We start from the raw sequence: 11908 nt of genomic DNA on the forward strand, positions 1-11908 counted from the left end.
GTTTACATTAATTTTTCGCAAAAGTTAAGTTTTGCTTACAAAAAATTATTTCAACTTGGAATAAAGTTGCATTTTTACGTCCAACTTCTTACAAAAAGATTACGTGCTAAAACTGTAAACTTTTTGACATATTTGGCGAAATTTAAATAAAAACGGCAATTTTAAAATTTCGAAATTTCGGACAAAAGAACAAATTCTGATTTTAATTTTTAAAAGTAAAATTTTATTTACAAATTGAAATTTTGAAGGATTTTGATGGTTTTTCTGTTTTTTCGGCGAGAAATTTTGGATCCTTCGGGCTTTCGCCCTCAGGATGACGGGATAAAAAGACAACCCCGGCACGGTGGCCGGGGTGACAATGTAAAGGTGAATTCCGCTCGTGGCGGAGTACTTGTTAGTTTGTTTAAACTAAGCCCAGTTTTCGGCCTTGAGTTCGCGGCCCCAGATTTCCTTGACCACGTCTTCGACCTTGCGGTTTTCGAACAACATCTGATAGACGGCTTCGACAATCGGCATTTCGACGCCAAGCTTTTTCGCGAGTGCACGCGTACTGCGGCAAGTCGGCACACCTTCGGCAATCATCTTCATGCCTGCAAGCACCTGGTCGAGCGTTTCGCCCTTACCAATGTGTTCGCCCACGTAGCGGTTACGGCTGTGCTGAGAAAGGCACGTCACAATAAGGTCGCCCATGCCGGCGAGGCCTGCAAACGTTTCGGGCTTTGCACCGAGAGCCTTGCCCAAGCGGCACATTTCAGCCTGGCCACGCGTGAGGATTGCGGCGCGGGTATTGTCACCAATCTTAAACTTACCACCCGCTTCGAGGCCATAGAGCACACCAGAAGCAATAGCAATCACGTTCTTCACGGAACCGCAGAGTTCCACACCAACGATATCGGTCGAAGTATAGACGCGGAGGTAAGAGCAGCTCATCGCCTGCTGCACAACCTTTGCAGATTCTTCGTTCACGCAAGCAGCGACAATGGCGGTAAGCACGTGGCGGCTCACTTCTTCGGCGTGAGACGGACCGCTAAAGGCAACCATCTTGTCTTCGGTAAGCCAAGGAACCTTTTCGAGGATGACTTCGCTCATGAGTTGGTCCGTGCCTTCGAGAATACCCTTCGTGGCGCAAACGACAATCGGTTCTTTGCCCTTTGCTGGGGTCCAGGAGCCAAGATTTGCGGCAACGCTAGCCATAAACTGGGACGGAACAACGATAAGGACCATGTCGCAGCCTTCGAGGGCGGCGTGCATATCGGTCGTGTACTTAAAATCAGCCGGGAAAACAACGCCAGGGAGCTTGTCCTTGTACTGGTGTTCGGTGGAGAGAAGGTCTACTTCTGCTTGGGAATTGGTCCAAAAAGTGAGTTCGTTCTTGTTTTCGTAAACAACTTGACCGAGGGTCAGGCCCCAGCCACCGGTACCTAAAACTGTAACTTTCATAATATCGTTCCTTAGTCAATGGTCATTAGTCATTGGTCAATAGTTAATGGTTCGTAGGCAATGCTCAACATTGCCAAAAATCATTGCCGCATATAATCTACAATAATTAAATGTGTCTAGTCACATTCAATCGAGAAATTTACTGGATTCCTCGGCTATCGCCTCGGAATGATGTGGGACGAAAAGGGGATTCCCGCTCAAGGCGGGAATGACAAGTCCTTACTGGGACTATCGCTACGCTCTAGTCCCAAATGCTGGTCTCGGTCATGTCCAAGCAAGCTTGGCCGCGACACTCAACCTACGCATTTGTTTTGCGCTTACAGCCGAAGCCGTTCTCGGTGCCGTTGAGGAGGCGCTTGATGTTCGACTTGTGCTTCACGATGACGAACACGGCGACAATCACGGCGAGAATCATCTGGCCAAGGTTGATGCTTTCGAAGTAGTATTCCGGGCAGACATAGCCAAACACGGAAAGTGCGCCGAGAAGACCGCAACCGAAGATGCTACCGACGGAGACGTACTTCGTGGTGACCGTGAGGATAATCCAGAGGGCAAATGCGCAAAGGACTGTGAGCGGGGAAATGGCGAGGAACACGCCAAGGGCCGCAAGCACGCCCTTACCACCGCGGAAACCGGCAAAGCAAGTGAAGCTGTGGCCGAGAATCACGAGGAGGCCTGCGACGAGCGGTACCCATGCGCTGTAATCGGCACCGCCAGCGGCGACCTGAGCTTCGCACATCTTTTGAGCGATAAACGGTCCAAAAAAGCCCTTCAAAAGATCCATGAACACGACCGGGAGAGCAGGCTTCCAGCCGAGCACGCGGAATGTATTCGTGAGGCCCGCATTCTTGGAGCCGTAGTCACGAATATCAAAGTCCTTACCTTTCGCGAGTTTTGCGATCCATATGGCGCTGGGGATCGACCCCAGCAAGTACGCTATTGGAAGACTCAGTAAACTGTTCAAGTTCTTCATCCTTTCTGAGGGTTAACTTTCTATCGAAATTCAGGCGGAGCGGAGCGCCCTGCAACTGGAATTCGTCATAAAACTTTTTGAGCAAGTAGCGCTTGTACGATTCGTCGACAAGTTCCGGTGTGCGGGTTTCGATGTCGATAACCGGCGGTTCCACCATGATCTGGCAGGCGCGCGTGAGCATGACGACACGGCCGTTGTGGCTCGGAGGAGCCTTTTCTTGCAAGAAGTTCGCAAAGCTTTCGGCAACGCGGTCACGGCCAAGCACACGGCGGCAGTTGGCATAGACGGTCTGGATAGCCTGAATCACGCGGCCTACGCGCTGGCCTTCCTTGGCACTGATCGAGAGAATCGGTACAAATTCAAGCATCGGTTCGCGTTCGAGGAGTTCCTTGACCATGTGGTCGAAGGACTTGTCGTTCTTGTTCGGGAGGATATCCCACTTGTTCAGCACAACGACGAGACCCTTACCGGCCTTGCGGATTTCCGTGATGATGCGGTAGTCCTGGATTTCCATGCCGCGCGTGCAATCGACGACGAGCACGGACAAGTCAGAACGGCGGATGCTTTCGAGCGTACGCATGTTGCTGAAGACTTCCACTTCGTCTTCGACGCGAGCCTTTTTGCGAAGGCCTGCGGTATCGGTAACCACGAACTTTTGTCCGTCAACGACAAAGTCACAGTCGATGGAGTCGCGGGTCGTACCCGGGATATCCGAAACAACAGCGCGGTCTTCGTTCAACAGGCGGTTGAGGAGCGTACTCTTGCCTGCGTTCGGGCGGCCGAGAATGGCAAAACGCACCGGACGTTCTTCGCGGCGTTCGCCACGCACCGGAGTCGGGAGCACGGAGACCACTTCGTCCAAGAGCGAGAGGCAAGCGTAGCCGGTCAAGGCACTGACGGTACGCGGCTGACCAAAGCCGAGTTTCAAAAATTCGTAGCTTTCCTGGCGGTCGCCCTGCAATTCGCTCTTGTTCGCGACGAGGATGACCTTCTTGTCGAGCTTGCGGATGAGGCGCGCAAACTGCTGGTCGAGCTTGGTGATGCCCACGCGGATATCGACCATGAAGAGCACCAGGTCGGCTTCGTTCACGGCGTTAAAAATCTGGGCGCGAACGCTGTCCGCCAAGACGTCGATAGAATCATCGGGCAAGAATCCACCCGTATCGACGACTGTAAATTCGTGACCCTTGTAAATCGCATTCTGGTAATGACGGTCGCGGGTAACACCATCGCGGTCGCTCACCACGGCGGCACGGCGGCCAAGAATGCGGTTGAAGAGGGAGGACTTTCCGACGTTCGGACGTCCAATTATGCAAACGATAGGTAATTTCATCGGGCACAAATATAGAAATTGTGTCTAGGGGGCGTTTAGACTAAAGACCAGCGACTAATGACCAATGACTAACAACCAATAACAAACATCTTTTTTCATTCTTTCTCGCAAGAATAATATATCTTTGTAGTGTATTATTTAGAGTTTTTCCCCACAGGTGGGAAGGACATACGAGGTTACTTTGGCTTCCATAAACGGAAAGACGGAAACTCTTTGCATTTTCGGGCATCCGGTTGCTCACAGCAAATCGCCCGCTATGCACAACGCCCTTTTTGACGCCCTTGGCATCAATGCGGCTTATCTCCCCTACGCACCCGAACCAGAAAATTTCGCCCAGGCGATTCAAGGCTTCAAGGCGATGAAGTTTCACGGTGCAAACGTCACCATCCCCTACAAGACGGAATTTTTCAATGCAGACGGTTCAGCCCGCCTGGTCGATGAACTTTCGGAAATTTCGAAGTTCACCGGCAGCGTGAACACGCTGTACTGGAAGGACGGCATTGTCGGCGGGACTCTCTGCGGAACGACGACAGACCCTTACGGTTGCGTGCGAAATCTCGAAGAGAATGGCGTAAATCCGTCTAACAAGAAGATTGCGCTCCTCGGAAACGGTGGCGCCGCCCAGTCGATTGCGTTTACGCTTGTGGAACAAGAAAACGAGCTTACTATAGTTTGCCGCACCAAGGAAAAAGGCGAAGCTCTCGCAGGTTCTCTGAACATGTTTTTCCAGTCGGGCAAAGCAGGCGACAAGAATTTCAAGACCGTTCAAGTCACGACGTTTGGTGAATTTGCAAGTATTTCTGCAAACTTTGACATCATCATCAACGCGACCTCGGTCGGCATGAGCCCAAACATTGATGCCTCCCCCATTACAGACGAATGTCTGCATAAGGGGCAGGTCGTCTGCGACATCGTTTACACGCCGCCACACACCAAGCTTTTGCAGATGGCAGAAGCCAAGGGTTGCAAGATTGTAACTGGCGAAGGCATGCTCGTACACCAGGGCCTCGAAAGCTTTAAAAAGTGGTTCCCGAAAGAAACCGAAAACAAAACAAACGAAGAACTGACTGCGATTATGCGCAAAGGAATGCAGGGCTAAAATGAAGAAGCATCTATACTTTACCGGATTCATGGCCAGCGGCAAGAGCCGTACAGGTCGCGCCCTCGCAGACCGCCTCGGACGCCCGTTTGTCGATACAGACAACGTCATTGTAGAACGCGCTGGCAAGTCCATTAGCGAAATTTTTGAACAAGATGGCGAAGCCGCTTTCCGCAAGATGGAACGCGACGTGATTGCCGAAATTGCACAGAGTGAAAAGCCTCTTGTCGTTTCCCTTGGCGGTGGCGCTCTCACACAAGCCGAAAACTTGAAGGTCATCCGCGAAAACGGAACGATTATCCGCCTGTGGGCAAAGCCCGAAGTGCTTTCGGAACGCATTGGCCGCAAGAACACGCGACCGCTCCTTGCTAACCTCTCGGACGAAGAACGCCTCGAAAAGATCAAGCAGATGCTGAAAGACCGCGAAAAGAATTACGCCAATGCGGACTTTAGCGTCGAAAGCTCGAACGACTATTCCGAAACGCACGTCACGGAACGCATTATGCACATGCTCAAGTTCTGGGAAAGCCACGCGCTTGACGTGCACCCGAGCGAAGGTGGCCGCTACCCGATTTTCATCGGCAAGAACATTGTGCCGGACGCAGCAATCATGCTTGAAGGCTTACGCCTTGCCCCGACTTACGAATTCTTGATTTGCACGGACACAACGATTGCCAAGGAACAGAACACGAAGCTTTCGGAACTCCGCGGCCAGGCAGGCCGTTGCCCGATTTTTAAGTTCCAGGCCGGCGAAGGCCACAAGACGCTCCACAACTTGAACCAGCTTTACAGCTTTATGCTGCACCGCGGTTACACCCGCAAGAGTTGCCTTTTGCAATTTAGTGGTGGTGTCGTAGGCGACATGGCAGGCTTTGGCGCTGCCACTTACCAGCGCGGCATTCCGTTTGTGCAGTTCCCGACAACACTCTTGTCGATGGTCGACAGTTCCGTTGGCGGTAAAGTCGCCGTGAACCATGCCGAAGGCAAGAACATGATTGGCGCTTTCTACCAGCCGAAAGCGGTTGTCTGCGACATTTCTGTGCTGAACACGCTCCCCCCAACCGAATACCTTGCGGGTCTTGCCGAAATCGTCAAGTACGGCGTGATTTACGATGAAGAATTCTTCACCTACCTTGAAAATAACGTCGAAAAGATCAAGGCACACGACTTTGACGTGTTGAAGCACATGATTTTCCGCAGTTGCCAAATCAAGGCCGAAGTGGTCGGCATCGACGAAAAGGAAGCAGGCCTCCGCGCCATCCTCAATTACGGTCATACGTTCGGTCACGCGATTGAAAAGCTCACGCATTACGAGCTTTACAGCCACGGCATCGCCGTTTCTTTGGGCATGCGAGTGGCCGCACGCGCTGCAGTACTCCTCGGAAAGCTCTCGAAAGAAGATGAACAACGTCAAAACAAGTTGCTCGACGATCTCGGATTCCCGAAGACATACAACACGGATGTCGAAGCGGCATGGGCTGCGATGGCTGTCGACAAGAAGGCCGAAAAAGGCACAAGAGTTTATATTTTGCCTACAAAGATCGGAAAGGTCGAAAAAGTTTGTAATATTGATAAGGGTATTATTGCAGATGCCTGGAAAGCCATCCAGGCAAGTGAGGTTTAGATGAGTATATTGGTTACCGGGGGAACGGGATCACTTGGGTACAGTATTCTATCTAACTTAAGCGGCACCAATCACGAGCTGTACAGCTTCAGTGACGAACTTCCGCAGCCGTGGCAAAAGGTCGAAGGAGTACAGTACCTGACCGGTGATTTGCTAGACTTCAGGAATGTGCTGGAAATGATTCAGAAAGTTTCACCGACGCACATTTACCATTTGGCTAGCCAATCCTCTGTGGGGCTCAGCTACAAGAAGCCTTACGAAACGCTCAACATCAACTTGTTGGGTACGCAGACACTCCTCGAAGCGGTGCGACAGGTTGTGCCGAAGGCAAAAGTCCTGCTCCTCAGCAGTAGCGAAATCTACGGCCGAACGGAACAACAACTGACTTACTTGCACAAGGAAACGGACCCTCCTAACCCGCTTACTCCGTACGCCACATCCAAGGCATGCATGGAAATTCTCGGGAACCAGTTCCGCAACGCAAACGGGCTCCACATCGTGTTTGCTCGTCCGTTCCACTTTACGGGCCCGCATCACAGCCGCCGCTTTGTAATCCCTTCCATCGCCTACCAGCTGGTGAAGATAAAGTATTACGGCGCAGAACCGGTCATTTATTCGGGAAGCCTCGACGTAAGCCGTGACGTGGTTGACGTGCGTGACGTTGCCCGCGCCGCTATCCAGATTTTGAACACCGCCGAATCCGGCGAAGCATTCAACATTTGCTGCGGAAAGTCCTACACGTTCCGCGAACTCGTGGAAATGCTCGTGGACATCTCCGGCGTGAGCGTAGACTTCCGTTTTGACCCGGGTTACGACCGTTGCAACGACATTCCGCTCTTGATTGGCGACCCCACCAAGATCATGAATCTCGGCTGGAAACCCATGATTTGCATGGAAGATTGCCTCTCGGACTTGTTCAACGAAATGGTCGTCCGCCGTCGCGTGGAACTCAAGATGGGCATGGGCCGCGACTTGCGCCTGTAACTTGTTCCGATTATCGGCAGTTCATTCCATAATAACCGCCGTTCAGCGAATTTCTAGAATGAAGCTGTTCCACAAGAACAGCTTTTTTTTATTTTTTCAAGTATGAGATTACAAATAAAAAATATTGTTTTGGGGATTTGCTCCCTGCTTGCTATTTCTGCGACAACACACGCCGCAGAAGTTACAGGACCGCAGGGTAACGACAGAGCCCTCACTGTAAGCGACTTTATGCCACACAAGGCAATCACCAAGGAATTCAACGAAACTTGGAGTTACCAGTTCGTGTTCGACAACGGCACTCGCGCCTTTGTGAACTACTCCTTGCTTCACGTGCCGGGATCGGGCCGCAAAATCGGTTGCGACTTGAGTTTCTGGAACTTCAAGGGAAAAACTTATTCTGTCGGTCGCCAGTACCCGCCTGAACGCCTTGTCGCAAGCAAGGAAAAGGCTACGATTGATATCAAGGGCGAATATATGCTCCAGAACAAGCCAGGCAAGGGCCACCGTGTGCTTTACAGCGCCGACAAGGGCGGAAAATTCCTCCTTGACGTAACTTTCGAAAGCGCTGTCCAGGGTATGGTTCCGGGTAACGGCACTTGGACATTCGGCAAGGAAAAGTTTGCCCAGTACATTCATATTCCGTACGGCCGCGTGACGGGCAAAATTGCTTACAACGAAGACACCTTGGTGGTCAAAGGCTACGCCTACATGGACCAGACTTGGCAAACCGCACAGGCAACGGAACTCGCATCGCGCACCATCAACTTTAGCACAAGCGACAAGTCGCCGATGCACGCCGGACGCATTACGCTAACGACAGACGGCCAGCTCATGGGTTACGCCTTGTACAACGGTCCGCAGGGCATGAAGGTTGCCATCCCGACGAAGGTCAAGGAAGGCGGTGCTGATTACAACGGCAAGAAGTTCCCGAAGACCACGCTCTCCTTTGAATGGAAGAACGGCGTCCCGGCCATGGTGTTCCCCGTGAACAAGGTGTTGCAGAAGGCATCGCTTTTGGACAAGATTGACGGATGGTTTGCAAAGAAGGCCATGAAGATTGCTGCAGGTGGCGAAGTTTTGTTCTACCGTGGCAGAAGCAAGAACGGTCTCGGCAAGAATATCGACTGGGCTATTACAGGGGTCAAGGACTAATGACGAAGTTTAGGCCGTGCATTGACTTGCACGATGGCAAGGTAAAGCAGATCGTCGGCAGTTCGCTCTCCGATAGCGGAGCGGGACTCAAGACAAATTTTGAAACAGACAGGTCATCCGCATGGTTTGCCGAACTCTATAAGAAAGACGGCATCAAAGGCGGGCACGTGATTATGCTTGGTAAGGGAAACGAGAGCGCGGCAAAGGACGCGCTTTCGGCGTATCCAGGGGGTATGCAAGTTGGTGGTGGCATCAACGCCCAGAACGCACTGGAGTACATTCAAGCCGGAGCCTCGCACGTGATTGTGACGAGCTGGATTTTCCCGGATGGAAAACTCGACCGATCGCGCCTTGACGAACTTGTAAAGACCGTCGGCAAGGAACACCTGATTTTGGACTTGAGTTGCAAGCGCACCGGCATGGTCGATGGCAAGCCGCAATGGAAGATTGCCACCAACCGCTGGCAGACGATTATCGATATCGAAATCAACAAGGAAACGCTCGAAGACCTCGCCAAGAGCTGTGATGAATTCTTGGTTCACGCAGCCGATGTCGAAGGCAAGCAGCAGGGCATGGACGACGAGCTCATCAAGTTCCTCGCCGAGAATAGCCCGATTCCTGTAACGTATGCAGGTGGCGCAAAATCGCTTGAAGACCTGATTCATTGCAAAGAAATTTCGAATGGCAAGATTGACCTTACCATTGGTAGTGCATTAGACTTGTTCGGTGGCAAAGGAGTGAAGTATGACGACTGCGTCAAGTTCAACAAAGCTCAAGGCTAGCGACAAGCTCGATACACGCCCGGCCATCTTTGGACGCAAGGTCACGAGTACCTTCCGTAAAATTTTCTCGTTTGACCACAGACCGCCCGGAAACATCCGCACTTGCTGGATTCCGCCTCTTGTGTTTTTCACGCCGATTATAAACTTGCCGAAGCTCTTGAAGTTGCGCTTTTTCTTGAAAAAGGAACGCCAGAAAAGAGACCCGGACGATGTACGCATTCTGTTTTACTCGGACAATCTGGACGAGACAAACGGCATCGCAAACAACTTGAGAAACGTGATTCCGTACATGCGCGCTCACGGTATGAAGGCTTACCTCGCCGGCAGTGCGTTTAACACGCGCCCGTGCGGTGTGATTGAAAACAGCTATTGCGTTTTGTTACCGCGTTTGTTCAGCATGGAACAGCTCGGGTACGCGAACAGCGAACTTGCGATTCCGCGCATTTCGCCGGCACTGCGATTGCTCAAGCGCTACCCCATCGACATGATTGAACTGGAAACGCCGAGCCCTGGCGCTTGGGTCGTTTGTCTATGCGCATGGATTGCAGGCATCAAGGTATTTAGCCATTACCGCACTGACGTGCCGACTTACGCAAAGACGCTCGTGAAGGCAAAGTGGATGCACACATACGTGCTATGGCTCATGCGCATTTTCTACTGGATGGCTCGCCCGGTCATTAGCCCTTGCGATGACTACGCGAACATTCTACAAAAGGACTTGAAAGTCCCGGCAAATCAGGTACAGATTCTCCCCCGCGGGCTCCCGCTTGACAAGTTTTCGCCCACGATGCGTGGTAAAGGCGCTTGGGAAAAGTTCGGCAGCGACCGCACCAAGAGGCCCGTGCGTTTTGCATTTATCGGTAGAATTTCCAAGGAAAAGAATCTGGAATTTTTGAACTCCGTGTGGAGCAAGTTCTCAGCCAAACACGATGACGTGGAACTCATGTACGTGGGCTACGGCTGGTATCTTGAAGAAATCAAGAAGCAGTTCAAGGACAATCCGAGCGTTTGCTTTGCAGGCGAGCAGGGCGGCGAGATGCTCGCAAGCCTTTATGCGGATGCGGACTTTTTCTTGTTCCCGAGCACGACGGACACGTTCGGAAACGTTGTCGTAGAAGCGATGTCTACAGGCACGCCTGCAATTGTAAGCAATTACGGTGGCCCGCACGACATTGTGCAGGACGACAGCTGCGGACGCATTTTGCCGATTGACGAAGCGAAGTGGCTAGACACGCTCGAAGAATGCCGTACCATCAAGCTCGAGAAGCCGGAACTCTACGAACAGATGCGCATTGATTGCCACAAGCGAAGCGAACGCTACACGCTTGCAAGCTCGACCAAGACGCAGTTTGAGTTCTTTAGAAAGCTCAAGCGGGAAGTGTACGGGATTTAACCGAACAACAAATGACACCAGATTCGTTGAAACGTTTGCGCGAATGGTTCAGGGCGAATGCGGCAGAATTGCCGTGGAGGCCTGCGGACTTGGACGCGTTGCGCGATCCGTATGCCGTATGGATCAGCGAGACAATGTTGCAACAGACGCAGGTTTCAACAGTCAAGGATTATTTTATCCGTTGGATGAAGCGGTTCCCGGATGTGGAGACGCTTGCAAAGGCTGATGAAGCCGAGGTCTTTAAATATTGGCAAGGGCTTGGGTATTACAGCCGCGCCAGAAATATACTGAAGACCGCGAAGATTGTAGCCGCCCTTTGCTCCGCTTCGAGGATGACGGGAGTGCGCAAGATGCCCGAGACGCGCAAGGAACTAGAAGCGTTGCCAGGAATTGGTGCGTACACGGCAGGGGCGATTTTAAGCCTCGCCTACCACCAGCGAGAAGCAATCTTGGATGGGAATCTCGTCAGGATTTTTAGCCGGTTGTACGAGCTTGAATTTTTGCCGACAGAAAAAAACTGCGCAGAGATTTATTGGGAATATGCGCGGGAAGTGGCTGATTCTCCAAAAGCGTACATGCATAACGAAGCGCTGATGGAACTCGGGCGCACGGTCTGCAAAACGAAATCCCCACTCTGCGAAACATGTCCACTCCATAAAGAATGTCGTGCGTTCTTGGATGGCCGCACAGCTGAATTTCCACCAGCCAAAAAGCGCACCGAAAAAAGTTGGCACGGGACAGTGCTTGTAGTCGAGAGCGCGGACGAAAAAATCTTAGCCGTAAACGGCGGACAAAAATTTCTGGACAAGCAACTGGCGCTCCCACATTTTGAAAGCGCTCGCCACGCCACCATTGCACTCCCTGCCAAGGCTGAAGATTACATCAATGCCGACGAAGTCGAATCCGTAGAACATTGCGGGACCTTCCGCCACAGCATTACAGTGCATAAAATCGAATGCGATGTTTTACATGTGCGGCTTTCAATAAAAGCAAAATCAGCGCATTTGCCGAAGTCCACCACATTTGAATGGATAGAAAAAGCGAAAGCCTTGGAGACTTTCGCGAATAGCTTTAGCTTAAAAGCATTAAAGAAAATAATGGATCCCCTCCCTGACGGTCGAGGATGAC

The 11908-nt window shown here is 51.7% G+C and carries 10 protein-coding genes; 7 read left to right on the forward strand and 3 right to left on the reverse strand.

The window, feature by feature from the left end:
- Positions 1–408: 408 nt before the first annotated feature.
- The 3 genes from B7982_RS09540 to der form a co-directional block, all read right to left on the reverse strand.
- Positions 409–1440, reverse strand: coding sequence for an NAD(P)H-dependent glycerol-3-phosphate dehydrogenase (locus B7982_RS09540; protein ID WP_088660535.1), 1032 nt, complete (start codon positions 1438–1440; stop codon positions 409–411).
- Positions 1441–1738: 298 nt separating this feature from the next.
- Entirely contained in the window at positions 1739–2371 is a 633-nt protein-coding gene (plsY, locus tag B7982_RS09545) for a glycerol-3-phosphate 1-O-acyltransferase PlsY (protein WP_158212995.1), read from the reverse strand.
- Positions 2319–3746 (reverse strand): ribosome biogenesis GTPase Der, encoded by a 1428-nt coding sequence (der, locus tag B7982_RS09550; RefSeq protein ID WP_014546886.1) that lies wholly within the window; start codon positions 3744–3746, stop codon positions 2319–2321. The genes plsY and der overlap by 53 nt, the downstream gene beginning before the upstream one ends.
- A gap of 181 nt (positions 3747–3927) precedes the next feature.
- Between der and aroE the strand changes: the two genes are divergently transcribed.
- From aroE to B7982_RS09585, 7 genes are all read left to right on the forward strand, one after another.
- Positions 3928–4845, forward strand: coding sequence for a shikimate dehydrogenase (aroE, locus tag B7982_RS09555; protein WP_088660537.1), 918 nt, complete (start codon positions 3928–3930; stop codon positions 4843–4845).
- Between the two features lies 1 nt (position 4846).
- On the forward strand, positions 4847–6469 hold the full coding sequence (aroB, locus tag B7982_RS09560) for a 3-dehydroquinate synthase (protein WP_088630684.1): 1623 nt from the start codon (positions 4847–4849) through the stop codon (positions 6467–6469).
- Positions 6470–7453, forward strand: a complete 984-nt coding sequence (locus B7982_RS09565; protein ID WP_014546883.1) for a GDP-mannose 4,6-dehydratase — start codon at positions 6470–6472, stop codon at positions 7451–7453.
- Between the two features lie 102 nt (positions 7454–7555).
- Entirely contained in the window at positions 7556–8605 is a 1050-nt protein-coding gene (locus B7982_RS09570; protein WP_088660538.1) for a hypothetical protein, read from the forward strand.
- Positions 8605–9387, forward strand: a complete 783-nt coding sequence (gene hisA / locus B7982_RS09575) for a phosphoribosylformimino-5-aminoimidazole carboxamide ribotide isomerase (RefSeq protein ID WP_088660539.1) — start codon at positions 8605–8607, stop codon at positions 9385–9387. Before B7982_RS09570 ends, hisA begins: the two co-directional genes overlap by 1 nt.
- Positions 9350–10780 carry a glycosyltransferase gene (locus B7982_RS09580; RefSeq protein ID WP_088660540.1) on the forward strand — a complete coding sequence of 477 codons (1431 nt, stop codon included), beginning with the start codon at positions 9350–9352 and terminating at the stop codon, positions 10778–10780. Before hisA ends, B7982_RS09580 begins: the two co-directional genes overlap by 38 nt.
- 11 nt (positions 10781–10791) lie before the next feature.
- Positions 10792–11907 carry an A/G-specific adenine glycosylase gene (locus B7982_RS09585; RefSeq protein ID WP_088660541.1) on the forward strand — a complete coding sequence of 372 codons (1116 nt, stop codon included), beginning with the start codon at positions 10792–10794 and terminating at the stop codon, positions 11905–11907.
- Position 11908 lies beyond the last annotated feature (1 nt).

Source organism: Fibrobacter sp. UWB2, from assembly GCF_002210425.1.
Taxonomy (GTDB): domain Bacteria; phylum Fibrobacterota; class Fibrobacteria; order Fibrobacterales; family Fibrobacteraceae; genus Fibrobacter; species Fibrobacter elongatus.

Excerpts from the sequence above, each read along its gene's own strand:
- hisA (WP_088660539.1), top strand. The coding sequence starts at position 8,605 with ATGACGAAGTTTAGGCCGTGCATTGACTTGCACGATGGCAAGGTAAAG.
- B7982_RS09540 (WP_088660535.1), bottom strand. The coding sequence starts at position 1,440 with ATGAAAGTTACAGTTTTAGGTACCGGTGGCTGGGGCCTGACCCTCGGT.
- B7982_RS09585 (WP_088660541.1), top strand. The coding sequence starts at position 10,792 with ATGACACCAGATTCGTTGAAACGTTTGCGCGAATGGTTCAGGGCGAAT.
- B7982_RS09570 (WP_088660538.1), top strand. The coding sequence starts at position 7,556 with ATGAGATTACAAATAAAAAATATTGTTTTGGGGATTTGCTCCCTGCTT.
- B7982_RS09565 (WP_014546883.1), top strand. The coding sequence starts at position 6,470 with ATGAGTATATTGGTTACCGGGGGAACGGGATCACTTGGGTACAGTATT.
- B7982_RS09580 (WP_088660540.1), top strand. The coding sequence starts at position 9,350 with ATGACGACTGCGTCAAGTTCAACAAAGCTCAAGGCTAGCGACAAGCTC.
- der (WP_014546886.1), bottom strand. The coding sequence starts at position 3,746 with ATGAAATTACCTATCGTTTGCATAATTGGACGTCCGAACGTCGGAAAG.
- aroB (WP_088630684.1), top strand. The coding sequence starts at position 4,847 with ATGAAGAAGCATCTATACTTTACCGGATTCATGGCCAGCGGCAAGAGC.